Source organism: Thioprofundum lithotrophicum (assembly GCF_055387065.1).
Genome location: NZ_AP042379.1, coordinates 1,353,721 through 1,368,681 on the forward strand (window position 1 = coordinate 1,353,721; position 14,961 = coordinate 1,368,681).

Annotated in this window: 13 protein-coding genes; 5 read left to right on the plus strand and 8 right to left on the minus strand. The window is 66.8% G+C overall.

Translation table 11 applies throughout. The annotated features are described in order from the left end of the window. Nucleotides 1-48: 48 nt before the first annotated feature. The 7 genes from gorA to ACZ5BH_RS06425 all read right to left on the minus strand — a co-directional run bounded on the left by gorA (nucleotide 49) and on the right by ACZ5BH_RS06425 (nucleotide 7,482). Complete coding sequence (gene gorA / locus ACZ5BH_RS06395) at nucleotides 49-1,398, minus strand: glutathione-disulfide reductase (protein WP_464891083.1); 1,350 nt, start codon at nucleotides 1,396-1,398, stop codon at nucleotides 49-51. 215 nt (nucleotides 1,399-1,613) lie between these two features. Continuing rightward, nucleotides 1,614-2,621 carry a multicopper oxidase domain-containing protein gene (locus ACZ5BH_RS06400; RefSeq protein ID WP_464891084.1) on the minus strand — a complete coding sequence of 336 codons (1,008 nt, stop codon included), beginning with the start codon at nucleotides 2,619-2,621 and terminating at the stop codon, nucleotides 1,614-1,616. A 21-nt stretch (nucleotides 2,622-2,642) separates the two neighbouring features. Beyond that, a complete protein-coding gene (locus ACZ5BH_RS06405) occupies nucleotides 2,643-3,644 on the minus strand; it encodes a multicopper oxidase domain-containing protein (RefSeq protein ID WP_464891085.1) in 1,002 nt (333 codons plus the stop codon). Between the two features lie 270 nt (nucleotides 3,645-3,914). After that, on the minus strand, nucleotides 3,915-4,604 hold the full coding sequence (locus tag ACZ5BH_RS06410) for a Crp/Fnr family transcriptional regulator (protein WP_464891086.1): 690 nt from the start codon (nucleotides 4,602-4,604) through the stop codon (nucleotides 3,915-3,917). Between the two features lie 73 nt (nucleotides 4,605-4,677). Continuing rightward, entirely contained in the window at nucleotides 4,678-5,103 is a 426-nt protein-coding gene (locus ACZ5BH_RS06415; protein WP_464891087.1) for a bacteriohemerythrin, read from the minus strand. Nucleotides 5,104-5,112: 9 nt separating this feature from the next. Beyond that, the gene (locus ACZ5BH_RS06420; protein ID WP_464891088.1) at nucleotides 5,113-6,408 is read right to left on the minus strand and encodes a MipA/OmpV family protein; all 1,296 of its coding nucleotides are present in this window, start codon (nucleotides 6,406-6,408) and stop codon (nucleotides 5,113-5,115) included. Nucleotides 6,409-6,441: 33 nt separating this feature from the next. Then, nucleotides 6,442-7,482 carry a serine/threonine protein kinase gene (locus ACZ5BH_RS06425; RefSeq protein ID WP_464891089.1) on the minus strand — a complete coding sequence of 347 codons (1,041 nt, stop codon included), beginning with the start codon at nucleotides 7,480-7,482 and terminating at the stop codon, nucleotides 6,442-6,444. Between the two features lie 52 nt (nucleotides 7,483-7,534). On the opposite strand from ACZ5BH_RS06425, the gene prlC reads away from it, so the two are divergent. From prlC to ACZ5BH_RS06445, 4 genes are all read left to right on the plus strand, one after another. After that, the gene (gene prlC, locus ACZ5BH_RS06430) at nucleotides 7,535-9,577 is read left to right on the plus strand and encodes an oligopeptidase A (RefSeq protein ID WP_464891090.1); all 2,043 of its coding nucleotides are present in this window, start codon (nucleotides 7,535-7,537) and stop codon (nucleotides 9,575-9,577) included. A gap of 31 nt (nucleotides 9,578-9,608) precedes the next feature. Then, complete coding sequence (locus tag ACZ5BH_RS06435) at nucleotides 9,609-10,430, plus strand: TIGR04211 family SH3 domain-containing protein (protein ID WP_464891091.1); 822 nt, start codon at nucleotides 9,609-9,611, stop codon at nucleotides 10,428-10,430. 84 nt (nucleotides 10,431-10,514) lie between these two features. Further along, nucleotides 10,515-11,513, plus strand: coding sequence for a zinc-dependent alcohol dehydrogenase family protein (locus ACZ5BH_RS06440; protein WP_464891092.1), 999 nt, complete (start codon nucleotides 10,515-10,517; stop codon nucleotides 11,511-11,513). A 111-nt stretch (nucleotides 11,514-11,624) separates the two neighbouring features. Then, nucleotides 11,625-12,110 carry a DUF6231 family protein gene (locus ACZ5BH_RS06445; protein ID WP_464891093.1) on the plus strand — a complete coding sequence of 162 codons (486 nt, stop codon included), beginning with the start codon at nucleotides 11,625-11,627 and terminating at the stop codon, nucleotides 12,108-12,110. Here the strand turns inward: ACZ5BH_RS06445 and nhaA are convergent. Further along, on the minus strand, nucleotides 12,058-13,275 hold the full coding sequence (gene nhaA, locus ACZ5BH_RS06450; protein ID WP_464891094.1) for a Na+/H+ antiporter NhaA: 1,218 nt from the start codon (nucleotides 13,273-13,275) through the stop codon (nucleotides 12,058-12,060). The two genes, ACZ5BH_RS06445 and nhaA, sit on opposite strands and share 53 nt — an antisense overlap. A gap of 75 nt (nucleotides 13,276-13,350) precedes the next feature. Here nhaA and ubiD point away from each other — a divergent pair, with 75 nt between their 5' ends. Continuing rightward, nucleotides 13,351-14,835: a 4-hydroxy-3-polyprenylbenzoate decarboxylase gene (ubiD, locus tag ACZ5BH_RS06455; protein ID WP_464891095.1), complete on the plus strand. Its 1,485-nt coding sequence runs from the start codon at nucleotides 13,351-13,353 to the stop codon at nucleotides 14,833-14,835. Nucleotides 14,836-14,961: the final 126 nt, after the last annotated feature.

The following is a 14,961-nucleotide window of genomic DNA, read 5'->3' on the forward strand; positions in this document are numbered from 1 at the left end:
CCAGGGAGGGGCTTCTGCGACAGCCTGCCAGGGGGCCCCGCGGGCGCCTCAGCGCATGGTGACCAGTTCCTCGGCGCTGGTGGGATGGATGGCCACCGTGTCGTCGAACTGTTGCTTGGTGGCGCCCATCTTCACCGCCACGGCGAAGCCCTGGAGCATTTCGTCGGCGCCCATGCCGATGATGTGCACGCCCACCACCTTCTCCTCGGGCCCCACGCAGACCAGTTTCATGGCCGTGGCCTGCTTGTGGGGCGAGAGGGCGTGGTACATGGCGGTGAAGCGGGTCTGGTAGATCTTGACCGTGTCGCCGAACTGTTCCCGGGCCTCGTCTTCGGTCAGCCCCACGGTGCCGATGGGCGGATGGCTGAAGACCACGGTGGGGATGTTGTAATAGTCCAGGCGCCGGTCGGGCTGGTTGTTGAACAGGCGGTCGGCCAGGCGCCGGGCGGCGGCGATGGCCACCGGCGTGAGCTGGGCGCGGCCGGTCACGTCGCCCACGGCGTAGATGCCGGCGACCCTGGTGTTCTGGAAGAAGTCGGTGGGAATGTAGCCCTGCGCGTCCACCTCGATGCCGGCGGCTTCCAGGTTGAGGGCGTCGATGTTGGGCCGGCGGCCGATGGCGTAGATCACGGCATCGTAGTCGGCCAGGGTGACGCCGGCGGCGCAGTGCAGGGTGAGCTTGCCGTCGCCCTGCCGGTCGATCCGCTCGACGCTGATCCGCGGCATGATGTTGACCCCGGCCTCGACCATCTCTTCCATCAGCGTGTCGCGCAGCATGGGGTCGAAGCTGGCCAGGAAGTGATCCTTGCGCAGCAGCAGGGAGACTTCCGAGCCCAGGCCGTTGAGCAGCCCGGCCAGCTCCACGGCGATGTAGCCGGCGCCCACCACCGCCACCCGCTGTGGCTGTTCCTTGAGTGCGAAGAAGCCGTCGGAGGTGAGGATGTGTTCCTTGCCGGGCAGATCCGGCACGATGGGCACCCCGCCGGGGGCGATGACGATGTGATCGGCGGTGTAGGTCTCGCCGTCCACTTCCACGGTGCGGTTGTCCACGAAGCGGGCGGTGCCGTGGATTACGTCGATGTTGGACTCGCTCAGGTAGTCCACGTACCAGGTGTTGATGTTGCGGATGTATTCGTCCCGCGCGCGGACCAGTGCCTTCCAGTCGAAGTTTTTCAGTTCAAGGTCGAAACCATAGCCCGGTGCGTCTTTCAGGGTCTCGGCGATGCCCGAGGCGAACCACATCACCTTCTTGGGCACGCAGCCGACGTTGACGCAGGTGCCGCCCAGTTTCGCCTGTTCGATGACTGCGGCCTTTTTGCCGTACAGCGCGGCCCGCTCCGCCGCCGACAGTCCGCCGCTGCCGCCGCCGATGGCGAGAAGATCGTAATGCTTGCTCATGTTCGTGGATTCCCGTGGCTGAGGCGCCCTGATAGGCTGTTGAAAAACATCATTTTCAACAGCCTGCTAAGGCGCGGTGACAGATTGCCCGCGATTATACGGCAAGCCCACCCCCTCGTCCCTCGCAACCCGCCACCCGGGCCTTTTTTCGGGAAGCGCGAAAAAAAAAGGGGATGCCGAAGCATCCCCCAGTTCCCTCAGCTTCTCCCTTGTGGTCAGGTGACGGTGATCCGGGTGCGGGCCGTGCCGATGACCTGGTTGCTGATCTGATCGAAGAACTCGATCACCACGTCATGCACGCCCGCCTCGGTGGGCGTGATGATGCAGTCGTAGCGCTCGGCGGAAACCGCGTCGATGGCGGTGACTTCGACGGGGTTCGGCAGGGGCCGGCCATCGGACATGTGCACGGTGGCGGTGAGCCCGCCGAAGGTGATCCGCTGGGCCAGATAGCCGGCGCAGATGTAGCGCACCAGCAGGCGCTGGCCTACCTGCATGTTCACCGCCACGCCGGGTGCGGTCAGGGCGGACCGGGCGCCATCCACGCCGGTGATGATGAAGTAGTCGGGGTTCAGCCGGTTGAAGCCCACGTCCTGGCCGCAGGTGCCGGCGTCCCAGTTGAGGTTGTGCCAGGAGGAGTCGATCTCGTCGGCCGCCCACACGACTTCCAGATCATAGGCGGGACCGCCCGAATACAGGGTGCCTGGGCCCTCCGGCGGATCGATGATCAGCGCTCCGTACATGCCCATCTCGGCATGCAGCACCGTGTTGGTGTGGCAGTGATAGAAGTAGGTGCCGGCATGGGCGGCCTTCCACTGGTAGGTGTAGGTGCCGTTCACGTCGAAGGAGTAATGGCCCACGCCGTCGTTCTCGGTGCTCGGCTCGATGCCATGGTGATGGATGGTGTGCAGCCACATGTTGCCCTGCACGGTGAGATTGGTGTGCACGATCTGGCCTTCGCGTACGCGAATCGCCGGTGAAGGGAAGGAACCACCCATGCCCATGCCGCCGCCATCGGTGAAGCCCCAGATCCGGATCTGAGCGCCATCGTCCATGGTGATGGAACCGTTCATGTAGATGCCGCGGTTGAAGGTGACGTCGGGGGTGACCAGGCCGGGCGTGGCGGGCGCGTCAGGGTAGACGTAGCAGGCGCCGCCGCCCATGCCGCCGCCACCCATGCCGCCGCCCATGCCCATCATGGGGATTGCCTTTTCGATCTTGAACATGTCTTGCCTCCGGAATTCGGGTTATTCGAACGAGATGGTGGTGGCGATGCCGAACTGATAGAGGCCGCCGCCCGCCGTCTGGGTCATTTCGTCGTGGAAATGCATGGGGTAGTGGCCGGTGCTGACCGGGGGCCAGGCATCGGGCGGCGCCTCGAAGGGATAGATGACGTCGATCCCGCCCTTGTCCGCCGGCAGGCGCAGGCTGTCCTTGAGCCACACGTCGGGGCGCGGCTGGCCGTTGGTGGCCAGCCATTCCACGTGATTGGCGTGGAAGTGCACCGAGTGGATGCACAGGCCGGCATTGAGGATGCGCACCAGGGTCCGGTCGCCCAGCGAGCCCACCAGCCGGGTGTCGGTGGCGTAACCCGAATCCACGTCCGGATTGCCGTAGTCGGGATGGCCGGGCACCCGCATGCTGCGGCCGTTGATGGTGAAGTAGCGGGGCTCGAAGGCGGTCGTGGGGTTGCGGCGCCGGGCCAGATCGGCGTGCCAGACGGGATCGACTTCGTTGATCAGCCACAGGTATTGCTGGACGAAGGTGGGGCTGCCCGGATACAGCTCGTTGCTGCTGCCGGCGGGCATCACGGCCAGGCCGCCGTGCAGCCCGAGCAGGCGGTTGTAGGGGGCATTGAGGCCGTCGTGATAGAGATAGGAGCCGGCCTGGTCGACGCTGAATTCGACGGTTTGCGTCTGTCCCGGCCCGATGGGGCCGCTGTCCACCAGGCCGTCGATGACGAAGCTGGTGTCCACGTCCAGGGTGTTGACGACGGTGATGCGCAGGGTGTCCCCTTCCTGCACCACGAGCGATGACCCCGGCACGTTCAGGCTGGTGTCCGAGGCGCTGAAACCCCGGAAATAGACATCGCTGCCGTCAGGCTGGGTGATGGTGCCTTCCGTGACGTAGAAGGTGCGGTCGATGGTGGCGGCGTTGGCGCGGGGCGTCCAGGACAGCAGTCCGGCGCCCCCGAGCAGCGAACCGGCCAGACCGGCGGATCCGATCTTCAGAAAGTCTCTGCGTTTCATGCTGGGTTCTCCCTCATGGTCGGTATGGTTGGAACAGCGGCGGCGTAGTTCTTGTCATTGGCGCCGATGAAAATCCCTGTTGTTGTTGGCAGGCGAAGGAGGCCGGGCGATCCCTGCGGACGGTGGTGCAACCCTCCCGAAACCGGGAACGACCGTCAGTGATGGCAGTAAATCGAAAGGGGGCAACCTTCGTCTGTGACGAAGGTTACAAATTTGTAATGGTTATAAAATTAGCGTATTCGGAATTGCTGATGCAGAGGTGCGTGGGGTTCAGCCTTCGCTGCCGGGCAGGCCGCGGTTCTCGCCCACTTCGATGCGCCCGCGGGCCAGGCGCACGAATTTCTGTTGTTCGAGTTTCTTCAGCAGGCGGCTGACCACTTCGCGCGAGGTGCCCAGCTCGCGGGCCAGTTCCTGGTGGGTGATGTGGATCACGTCGCTGCCGGCGCGCTCGAACAGGCGGCCGAGCAGGCAGGCCAGGCGCATGTCGAGGGTCTGGAAGGCGGTGTCGTAGAAGGTGTGCATCATGGTGCAGACGGTGTTCACCAGGGAGGTGAGCACGCGGGTGCGGAAGGCCTCGGAGACGGCCATGGCGCGGTGGAAGTCGGCGGCGCTGAAGGTCAGGGCGCGGCTGGGGGTTTCCGATTCGGCGTTGGCCTTGAAGGGCTGGCCGTGCAGCAGGCTGGAGAGGCTCATCAGGCAGGTGTCGCCGGGGTGGATGCGGTAGAGGGTGACCTCGCGGCCGTCCTCGGCGAGCTGGTAGATGCGCAGGGTGCCCTCGAGCAGCAGCAGGAAGCGGGTGCAGTGATCCCCGGCCCGGACCAGGCTGGCGCCGGCCGGATTTTCCATGACGCGTGCCTGGCGCAGCAGGGCCAGCCATTCGGGGCTGCTGTCCGCGGCCAGATCGGGGTAGGTGCGGCTCAGGAGATCGGGGATGGCGAGACTCTCGGGGGTGGCGGACATGGCGTGACCTGCAATAAAACGCATGGGGGTATCAATGGATTCTAGCAGGATGTCGCCAAAGGCCAAGCCGGGTTCATTCGCCCTCCGGCGCCGTGACCCCCTGCATGGTCAGAAAGCGGGCGGTGATCATGTCCATGGTGGCCACGTGCTGATCGAGCCAGGCGGGAACCGCCTCGAGCAGAAAGCGTTCCATCTCGCGGGTATCGGGCTGCTCGGCGAGGCGGGCCAGTTCGTCGAGGACGCGATCGTGTTCCTGCTTGTGGACCGGATAGGGCGGGAAGGCGATGCGGCGCATCATGGCCTCTTCGTCGGCGAAGTGCTGGCGCATGTGGGCGAGGAAGTCTTGCAGCAGGGTGTCGATTTCGGTTTGCGCGGCCGGGTTCGTCTCGCGTTGCGCGACCAGTTCGGCCAGGCGGTTGAGCATGGCCACTTCCTCGTCGTGCACGCGGTTCATGAAGTCCGATTCCACGCGGGGAAAGTCGTCGGGGTTGATGAGCATGGGTCGGTCCTACCAGTGGTACTGCAGATAGATTGTCTTGTAGTTGCTGCCGCCCTTGATGCGGCCGAAGGCGGAGCTGGTTTCATAGATGCCGGAGCGGTGGTGGATGCCGAGGCCGGCCCACCAGTGTTTCCAGGCCGGCTGGCGGAACAGATCGCCCAGGTTCAAATCGGCGCTGAAGTCCAGGTAGGCCAGCAGGCGGCTGGCGCGATAGTTGTTCTTGTCCATTTCCTGTTGTTCGATGTAGGTGATGTTGGGCGTGTAGGAGAGGCCGTGGCCCGCGCCAAGGCGCCAGCGGATGCGGTGGGCGAAGGTGTAGTAGCCCTTGATGGCCATCACGTATTCCCCGATGTTGGCCTGGACCGCCGAGGCATGATGCCACACGGCGCCGGCGGTGAGGTACACGCTGATGGGGGCGCCGAACAGCCGGTCGGTGAGCGGATGGCCGTAGAACAGTGAGGTCATCCGGTTGTCGTAGGGGTCCGCTTCGTCCTGGAAGGTGAGGATCTCGCCCAGGCTCGAGGGCGTGGCCCAGCCGTGCGCCAGGCGCAGGTAGGGGGTGGCCGACAGGGGCCGGCCGCTGCCCGTGCGGTGGGACTTGAAGAAGGCGATGCCCAGATAGTAGTTGCGCTGCAGCGGCGCTTCGATGGTGGACAGCCCGGCCGTGGCGCCGTCCAGCCAGGTGAAGTCGATCTGGCCGAGCAGGTAGAAGTCGCCGAACAGCAGGAATCGCGCCTCGGCGCCGGCCTGCAGATCCACCGCCGCGCCGGCGCTTTCCCGATCCAGGCCGTAATAGTGATCGTTGAAGGCGGCGTCCTTGAAGCGCAGGCGCATCCAGGGCCGCAGCACCAGCCGTCGGTTCTGCCAGCGGAATCCGCCGCCGAGATTGGCATGGTAGCGGCCTTGCTGATCGTTGAGCAGTTCCGCGTCCAGATGCCACCAGGGATTGAGGCGGTAACGCAGGCGTGCCCCCACGTCCAGGGCGTTGCCGCGCACGCGGTTCTGGTATTCGGCCGGGATGTCGAAGAAGCGGTAGCGGCCGAGGGCGGCCAGTTCCCAGGCGTCGTGGCGCAGCAGGCGCAGCCCGGCTTCCAGGCCGTCGAGAAACAGCCAGGCGTCCCGGTCGTAGTAGAACATCGGGATGGCGTCGTACACCCGGGTGCCGGTGGGCTCGTAGGGGATCTGTGCCGAGCGCAGGCCGAAGGCGATGCCCCAGTCGCGGGGCTCGCGGGCATGGCCGCGGTGGTCGGCCAGGGCCGTGGCGGACAGGGCGAGGCACAGAATGACGAGCGTGATACGAAACATGCGGGAGCGGGTTTGCGCCGGGAAACGGGGGCATTAGACCGCAAACGGCGCGCCGCCGCCAGCGGCGGACAGTGACAGGGGCGGTTCGGCAAGCCGTTCGGCCTGTTCGCGCAGGGTGTTGAGCTGATCTTCCCAGTAACGGGGCGTGTTGAACCAGGGAAAGGCCCGGGGGAAGGCCGGATCGTGCCAGCGGCGGGCCAGCCAGCCGGCGTAGTGCAGCAGGCGCAGGGCCCGCAACGGTTCGATCAGGGCCAGTTCCGCGGGATCGAAATCCATGAACTGCCGGTAGCCTTCCAGCAGCACGGCGAGCTGGCGCTGCATGTCGGCCCGCTCGCCCGACAGCAGCATCCACAGATCCTGGATGGCGGGGCCCTGCAGGCAGTCGTCCAGATCCACGAAGTGGGGACCGGCCTCGGTCCACAGGATGTTGCCCGGGTGGCAGTCGCCGTGCAGACGCAGGTGGCGCAGGGGGCCGACGGCGGCGAAGGCCGTCTCGATCTGTTCGAGCAGGGTTTCGGCCGCAAGGCGGAAGTTGTGGGCGAGTTCGTCGGGCACGAATCCGTGCGCGAAGAGGAAGTCCACCGGTTCGCCGCCGAAACGCGCCAGGCTGAGCGTCGGTCGGTGCGCGAAGCGGTGCGTGGCGCCCACCGCATGCAGCCGCCCGAGCATCCGCCCCAGCCAGCGCAGGTGGTCCGGATCGCCCAGCTCCGGCGGCCGCCCGCCCTGGCGGGGAAACAGGGCGAAGCGGTGACCGGCGAAATGGTGCAGGGTCTTGCCGCGCGCATCGGCCAGGGGCGGCACCACCGGGATCTCCGCCGCGGCCAGCTCGGCGGCGAAGGCGTGCTCCTCGAGGATGGCCGCATCCGGCCAGCGGCCAGGGCGGTAGAACTTGGCCACCACGAAGCCGCCCGCTTCCAGCCCCACCTGGTAGACGCGGTTCTCGTAACTGTTGAGCGCCAGCACCGAGCCGCTGCAGCGCCAGCCGGCCGACTCGATGGCGTCGAGCAGGCGATCGGGGGTCAGATCCGCATAGGGCGGGGCGTGATCCGGTTCTGTCGGGGGCCGGGCAGTCATGATAGATTAGCGTCATCCGCATTCAGGCAAACGTCTACCTTAACACCGAATCATGTCCAATCCCCTGCTGGAAATGACGGGGCTGCCGCCCTTTGCCCACATCCGTCCGGAACACGTGGAGCCGGCCATCGATGCCCTGCTGGCCGAGAACCGCGCCACCGTGCAGCGCCTGCTGGCGGAGAACGCCACCTACACCTGGGACAACCTGGTCTGGCCGCTGGAAGCGATGGAGGATCGCCTGTCGCGGGTCTGGGCGCCGGTCAGCCACATGAACTCGGTGGTCAACTCGGCGCCCCTGCGCAAGGCCTACAACGCCTGCCTGCCCAGGCTCTCCGAATACAGTACCGAACTCGGCCAGAACGCCGAGCTGTATGCAGCCTACAAGTCCCTGCACGATACCGGGGAATACGCCCGCCTCGATGCGGCCCGGCGCAAGGTGATCGACGACGCCCTGCGCGACTTCCACCTCTCCGGCGTGGATCTGCCGGCAGAGAAGAAGGACCGCTTCCGCGAGATCCGCCAGCGCCTGTCGCAGCTCACCACCCGCTTCGAGGAGAACGTGCTCGACGCCACCCAGGCCTTCTCCCGCCACGTCACCGACGAGGCCCGGCTGTCCGGGCTGCCCGAATCGGCCCGCGCCATGGCCCGCCAGGCCGCCGAGCAGAAGGGGCTGGAAGGCTGGCTGTTCACGCTCGACTTTCCTTCCTACTATGCGGTGGTCAGCTATGCCGACGACCGCGAGCTGCGCCGGGAGATGCACGAGGCCTACGTGACCCGGGCCTCTGATCAGGGCCCCCATGCCGGCAAGTGGGACAACTCGGCGGTGATGGAGGAAATCCTGGCCCTGCGCCACGAGCTGGCCAACCTGCTCGGTTACCGCAGCTATGCCGAGCGCTCCCTGGCCACCAAGATGGCCGACAGCCCGGAGCGGGTGCTCGGCTTCCTGCACGATCTGGCCGCCCGTTCCCGCCCCCAGGCGCAGAAGGAACTCGCCGAGCTGACCGCCTTCGCCCGCGAGCGCTTCGGCATCGAGCACCTCGAGCCCTGGGACATCGCCTACTACTCGGAAAAGCTGCGCGAGCACACCTACGCCATCAGCCAGGAAGAACTCAAGCCCTACTTCCCGGAAACGAAGGTGATCCCCGGCATGTTCCGGGTGGTGGAACGGCTCTATGGCGTGCGCATCGAGGAAGTGGAAGGCGTGGAGGTCTGGCATCCCGACGTGCGCTTCTATGCCATCCACGACGAGCGCGGCGAACTGCGCGGCCACTTCTATCTGGATCTCTACACCCGCGAGAACAAGCGCGGCGGCGCCTGGATGGACGACTGCCGCGGCCGCTTCCGTCACCCCGACGGCACGCTGCAGACCCCGGTGGCCTTCCTCACCTGCAATCTCACGCCGCCGGTGGGGGATCAGCCGGCCCTGTTCACCCACGACGAGGTGATCACGCTGTTCCACGAGTTCGGCCACGGCCTGCACCACATGCTCACCCGGGTGGACTGGATCGACGTCTCCGGGATCAACGGCGTGCCCTGGGATGCGGTGGAGCTGCCCAGCCAGTTCATGGAGAACTGGTGCTGGGAGCGGGAGGCGCTGGATCTCATCGCCGGCCATTACCAGACCGGCGAGCCCCTGCCCGAGGATCTGTTCCGGCGCATGCGGGCGGCACGCAACTTCCAGGCGGGCATGATGATGGTGCGCCAGCTCGAATTCTCCCTGTTCGACTTCCGCCTCCATCACGAATACGATCCCGCCCGCGGCGCCCGCATCCAGGAAATCCTCGACGAGGTGCGCGCCGAGGTGGCGGTGGTGAAGCCGGCCCCCTTCAACCGTTTCCAGCACAGCTTCAGCCACATCTTCGCCGGGGGCTATGCGGCCGGCTATTACAGCTACAAGTGGGCCGAAGTGCTCTCCGCCGATGCCTTCTCCCTGTTCGAGGAAAAGGGCATCTTCGATCCCGAAACGGGCCGCCGCTTCCTGCACCACATCCTCGAGCAGGGCGGCAGCCGGGATCCCATGGAACTGTTCGTCGCCTTCCGCGGCCGTGAGCCGCGCATCGACGCCCTGCTGCGGCACAGCGGCATCGCCGCCTGAAGGGCGGTCAAACACACAAGGGAAAAGGGACATGACACGCAAGAACGGATGGTTGTGGTTGGTGCTTCTGCTCGCGGGCATCGCCCCCGCCCGGGCGGAAACCCTCTACGTCACCGACCGGGTGCTGGTGGGGCTGCACCAGACGGCCGACGAGACCAGCGCCCTGCTCGCCTCGCTCCCCAGCGGCACCGCCGTGGAGGCGCTCGAGAGCCGCGAGGGGTTCACCCGGATCCGCACTCCTGACGGCAAGACCGGCTGGATCAGCAGCGGCTACCTGGTGGCGCAGAAACCGGCCACCGCCGTGGTCGATGCCCTCCAGGCCCGGCAGCAGAAGCTGACCGCCGAGATCAAGGCCCTGCGCGAGAAACTGCAGAAGACCGAGCGGGAGCTGCAGGTGCGGCGCGACGAGCTGTCCAACGCCCGCACCACCATCCGCGATCTGAAGAAGAAGGCCGGCAAGGCCGCCGCCCCGGCCGTGGACACGAAGATGGCCGAGGAACTGGCCGCCGCCAACCAGGAGATCGAGAACCTGAAACAGCAACTGGCCAAGGCCACGGCCGCCGCCGAGGCCGCCGATCCGGCGGCGCCGACGGGCGGCGAGCCGGCCGGACTGGCCGCGCGGCTGGAGAAACTGGAAGCGGAGAACGCCGCCCTGCGCAGCCGCATCGAGATCGCCGTGGCCAACCTCGAAGGCCGGCACGTGCCCACGGCCGAAGAGATGGCCATGGTGCGCCCCGGCGTCCCCGGCTGGTACTGGGGCCTGGCCTTCCTGCTGCTGCTGGTCGGCGTGGTGGCCGGCATCAGCTGGATGGACTACCGGCACCGCCAGCGCCACGGCGGATTCAGAATCTGACGAAAGCGAAAGCAAGAAAGGGGATGCTGTTCCCTTGTCTCTTTCCCCTTGTATCTTGTATCTGAATCTTGAGAGGTCTCAACGATGCGCGCGATGATCATCGAGGCATTCGGCGACCCCGACGTGTTCCGCCCGGTCGATGTGCCCGAGCCCGAGGCGGGGCCGGGGCAGGTGCTGATTCGGGTCGCCGCCAGTTCCGTCAACCCGGTCGACACCAAGATCCGCAACGGCCGGCTGCAGGCCATCGCCCCGCCCCGGCCGGCCATCCTGCACGGCGACGTGGCCGGCACCATCGCCGCGGTGGGCGAGGGCGTGACCGACCTGCGCGAAGGCGATGCGGTGTACGCCTGCGCCGGCGGCGTGGGCTGCTGGCAGGGGGCCCTGGCCGAATACATGCTGGCCGATGCGGCGCTGGTGGCCCGCCAGCCGGTCTCCCTGAGCCCGGAGGAGGCCGCCTCCCTGCCGCTGGTGGCCATCACCGCCTGGGAGGCGCTCATCGACAAGGCCGGCGTGCAGGCCGGCGAGACGGTGCTGGTGGTGGGGGGCACCGGCGGGGTCGGGCACGTGGGCCTGCAACTGGCCAAGTGGCGGGGCGCGACGGTCATCGCCAGCGCCTCTTCGCCGGTGAAGGCCGAACGTGCCCTGCAACTGGGCGCCGACGCCGTGGTGGACCTGCGCGGGGAATCCATCGAGGCCGTGGTGGAACGGCACACCGGCGGCAGCGGCTTCGACCTGGTCTTCGACACGGTCGGCGGCGCCCATCTGCACGATAGCTTCCGCGCCACCCGCCTCAATGGCCGCATCGCCACCACCGCGATCCGCACCACCCTCGATCTGGCCGAGGTCCATGCCCGCGCCCTGTCCCTGCATGCCGTGTTCATGCTCATCCCCCTGCTGCACGGCATCGGCATGGCGCGCCACGGCGCCATCCTGCGCGAACTGGCGACGCTGGTGGACGCTGGCCGGGTCCGCCCCCTGATCGACGAACACCGCTTCGGTTTCACCGAAGTGGCCGCAGCCCACCGCTTTCTCGAAAGCGGCCAGGCGGTGGGCAAGGTGGTGCTGGTCAACGACCTGGCCTGATGGCCGGGGGGGAAGGAACACGCAGGGCACGGCGTCAGGCGGCATTTGCGCCGGCTGTCGCAGACCGGTGTTGATCGTTCTGGAAAAACCTTGGCCTGCCATACTGGAAACATGCTCGCGCAGATCGACATGCAACGCCTGCAGGCGGCGATCGCGGCCTTCGCGCCGCGTTCGGTGCTGTGCATCGGCCGGCGCGCGGCGCAGTGGGTGGCCGGCTGGGCGGCCGCCCATCCCGAATGCCGGATCACCCGGCGCGCGTCGGTGCCGGGCCTGGCCGAGCTGGAGGCGGGCGAACGGGCCGATCTGGTGCTGGTGTCGGAACTTCCGGCCACGGCGGGCCGGCGCGAAGCGGAGCAGGCCATCGCCCGCCTGCGGGATCTGGGCGGGACGCGGGTGATCCTGGGGCTTTCGCCCTCGGCGGGCTGGCAGGCGGCGGATCTGTTCGCCCTCGGTTTCACCCGTCTCGGCGAACTCGAGACGGACGGCGAACCCCTGCGGCTCTATGCCTTCGATCTCAACGCCTACAAGACCACCCCCGACTGGCTCAACAGCCGCTACTGGGCCCATCCCGAGTTGTGGGGGAAGCACTGGTGGTAGGCCGTGGCGCGAAGCGCAGCAGCAGATAGCCCGCCAGCGCCGAGAGGAACGAGGCGATCAGGATCCCCAGCCGCACTTCCTTGATGTATTCCTGCCCCGCGTGTTCGAAGGCCAGCGAGGCGATGAACAGGCTCATGGTGAAGCCGATGCCGGTGAGCAGGGCCACCCCATACAGCTGCAGCCAGCCGGCGCCGCTGGGCATCTTCGCCCAGCCGGCCTTGATGAACAGCCAGCAGGCGGCGAACACCCCGAGCTGCTTGCCCAGGAACAGGCCCAGGATCACGCCCAGGGGCACCGGCGAGAGGATCCGCTCCAGGGTGAAGCCGGCCAGCGGCACGCCGGCGTTGGCGAAGGCGAACACCGGCACGATGAAGAAGGCCACGGTGCTTTGCAGGCTGTGTTCCAGTTCCAGGAGCGGGGAGTGTTGCGGGTTTTTCGGGTCGCGCATCGGAATCATCATGGCCAGCAGCACCCCGGCCAGGGTGGCATGCACGCCCGACTTGAGCACCGAGGCCCACATGATCACGCCGAAGAACAGGTAGACGGGAATGTCCATCACCTTCAGGCGGTTGAGCACGAACAGCACCAGCAGCATCGAACCGGCCACGCTCAGGGACAGGAGCGAAAGATCGGCGGTGTAGAACAGGGCGATGATGACGATGGCGCCCACGTCGTCGAGGATCGCCAGGGTCATCAGGAACAGCTTCAGCGACAGGGGCACCCGCTTGCCCAGCAGGGCCACGATGCCCAGGGCGAAGGCGATGTCGGTGGCGGTGGGAATGGCCCAGCCGCGCAGGCGCACCGGATCGTCGTGGTTGAGCCAGTAGTAGAACAGGGCCGGCACCAGAATTCCGGCCAGGGCGGCGATGCCGGGCAGCACCACCTGGGAAGGCCGGGAGAGCTGGCCCTCGAGGAACTCGCGCTTGAGTTCCAGGCCCACCGAGAAGAAGAACACCGCCATCAGGCCGTCGTTGATCCACAGCAGCAGCGGCTTGGCGATCTCGAACTCGCCGATCCGGATCGCCACCGGCGTGTCCAGCAGGGCGCGGTAGAGATCGGTCAGCGGCGAGTTGATCATGATCATCGCCAGCAGGGCAGAGGCGATCAGCAGGATGCCGCCGGCGCTTTCCATGGCGAAGAACTGTCTCCACAGGCGGGTCAGCATGGTCTCTCCCGGTGGTGGTGGTGAATTTCTGGTAAGGTTACACCAGCCTCTGACGTCATCACTACGGAATCGTTCGTGAAGTACCGGGATCTGCGCGATTTTCTGCAACTGCTCGAACAGCGGGGCGACCTGGCGCGGGTGCGCCAGGCGGTCGATCCCCACCTGGAGATGACCGAGATCTGCGATCGCACCCTGCGCGCCGGCGGCCCGGCGATCCTGTTCGAGAACCCGAAGGGCCACGACATTCCGGTGCTCGGCAACCTGTTCGGCACGCCGGAGCGGGTGGCCCTGGGCATGGGCGGCGAGACGCTGGCCGACCTGCGCGAGGTGGGCCGCCTGCTGGCCTTTCTCAAGGAACCCGAGCCGCCCAGCGGCGTGCGCGACGCCTGGCGCAAGCTGCCGGTGTTCAGGCAGGTGCTCAACATGGCGCCGAAGGTGGTGAAGAACGCCCCCTGCCAGACCCACGTCCTGGAAGGCAGCGAGGTGGACCTGGGCCGCCTGCCGATCCAGACCTGCTGGCCGGGCGATGCCGGCCCCCTCATCACCTGGGCGCTGGTGGTGACCAGAGGCCCCCACAAGCCGCGCCAGAACCTCGGCATCTATCGCCAGCAGGTGATCGGCCGCAACAAGGTGATCATGCGCTGGCTGGCCCACCGCGGCGGCGCCCTCGATTTCCGCGAATGGCAGCAGGCGCACCCCGGCGAGCCCTTCCCGGTGGCCGTGGCCCTGGGCGCCGATCCGGCCACCATCCTCGGCGCCGTGACGCCGGTGCCCGACACCCTCTCCGAATACGCCTTCGCCGGGCTGCTGCGCGGCGGCAAGACCGAGGTGGTCCAGTGCCTGGGTTCCGATTTGCAGGTGCCGGCCTCGGCCGAGATCGTCCTCGAGGGCGTCATCCATCCCGGCGAGGAGGCCGACGAAGGGCCCTTCGGCGATCACACCGGCTACTACAACGAGGTGGAACGCTTCCCCGTGTTCACCATCGAGCGCATCACCATGCGCGACAACCCCATCTATCACAGCACCTATACCGGCCGTCCGCCCGACGAGCCGGCGATCCTCGGCGTGGCCCTCAACGAGGTGTTCGTGCCCCTGCTGCAGAAGCAGTTTCCCGAGATCACCGACTTCTACCTGCCGCCCGAGGGCTGTTCCTACCGCATGGCGGTGGTGAGCATGAAGAAACAATACCCCGGCCACGCCAAGCGGGTGATGATGGGCGTGTGGTCCTTCCTGCGCCAGTTCATGTACACCAAGTTCGTGATCGTCACCGACGACGACATCGACATCCGCAACTGGGAAGACGTGATCTGGGCCATGACCACGCGCATGGACCCGGTACGCGACACCACCCTGGTCGAACACACCCCCATCGACTACCTCGACTTCGCCTCCCCCGTCTCCGGCCTGGGCGGCAAGATCGGCTTCGACGCCACCCACAAGCTGCCCGGCGAAACCACCCGCGAATGGGGCCGCCCCATCGTCATGGACCCGGCGGTCAAGGAACGGGTGGATGCCATCTGGAACGAACTCGGGATTCTTGCAGGCGACACTGGAAAGTAACGCAGAGGCCGCAGAGACGCAGAGAGCGCAGAGTTTATTGAGACTTGTTTTGTGCTGCTGTACAGCGAAAGCGGTTATCCCTCATAATTTCTTCTCCGCGACCTCGGCGCCTCTGCGGCCTCTGCG

What these genes read in the sequence shown, in the direction of transcription:
- gorA (WP_464891083.1), bottom strand. Translation starts at nt 1,398, where the DNA reads ATGAGCAAGCATTACGATCTTCTCGCCATCGGCGGCGGCAGCGGCGGA.
- ACZ5BH_RS06400 (WP_464891084.1), bottom strand. Translation starts at nt 2,621, where the DNA reads ATGTTCAAGATCGAAAAGGCAATCCCCATGATGGGCATGGGCGGCGGC.
- ACZ5BH_RS06405 (WP_464891085.1), bottom strand. Translation starts at nt 3,644, where the DNA reads ATGAAACGCAGAGACTTTCTGAAGATCGGATCCGCCGGTCTGGCCGGT.
- ACZ5BH_RS06410 (WP_464891086.1), bottom strand. Translation starts at nt 4,604, where the DNA reads ATGTCCGCCACCCCCGAGAGTCTCGCCATCCCCGATCTCCTGAGCCGC.
- ACZ5BH_RS06415 (WP_464891087.1), bottom strand. Translation starts at nt 5,103, where the DNA reads ATGCTCATCAACCCCGACGACTTTCCCCGCGTGGAATCGGACTTCATG.
- ACZ5BH_RS06420 (WP_464891088.1), bottom strand. Translation starts at nt 6,408, where the DNA reads ATGTTTCGTATCACGCTCGTCATTCTGTGCCTCGCCCTGTCCGCCACG.
- ACZ5BH_RS06425 (WP_464891089.1), bottom strand. Translation starts at nt 7,482, where the DNA reads ATGACTGCCCGGCCCCCGACAGAACCGGATCACGCCCCGCCCTATGCG.
- prlC (WP_464891090.1), top strand. Translation starts at nt 7,535, where the DNA reads ATGTCCAATCCCCTGCTGGAAATGACGGGGCTGCCGCCCTTTGCCCAC.
- ACZ5BH_RS06435 (WP_464891091.1), top strand. Translation starts at nt 9,609, where the DNA reads ATGACACGCAAGAACGGATGGTTGTGGTTGGTGCTTCTGCTCGCGGGC.
- ACZ5BH_RS06440 (WP_464891092.1), top strand. Translation starts at nt 10,515, where the DNA reads ATGCGCGCGATGATCATCGAGGCATTCGGCGACCCCGACGTGTTCCGC.
- ACZ5BH_RS06445 (WP_464891093.1), top strand. Translation starts at nt 11,625, where the DNA reads ATGCTCGCGCAGATCGACATGCAACGCCTGCAGGCGGCGATCGCGGCC.
- nhaA (WP_464891094.1), bottom strand. Translation starts at nt 13,275, where the DNA reads ATGCTGACCCGCCTGTGGAGACAGTTCTTCGCCATGGAAAGCGCCGGC.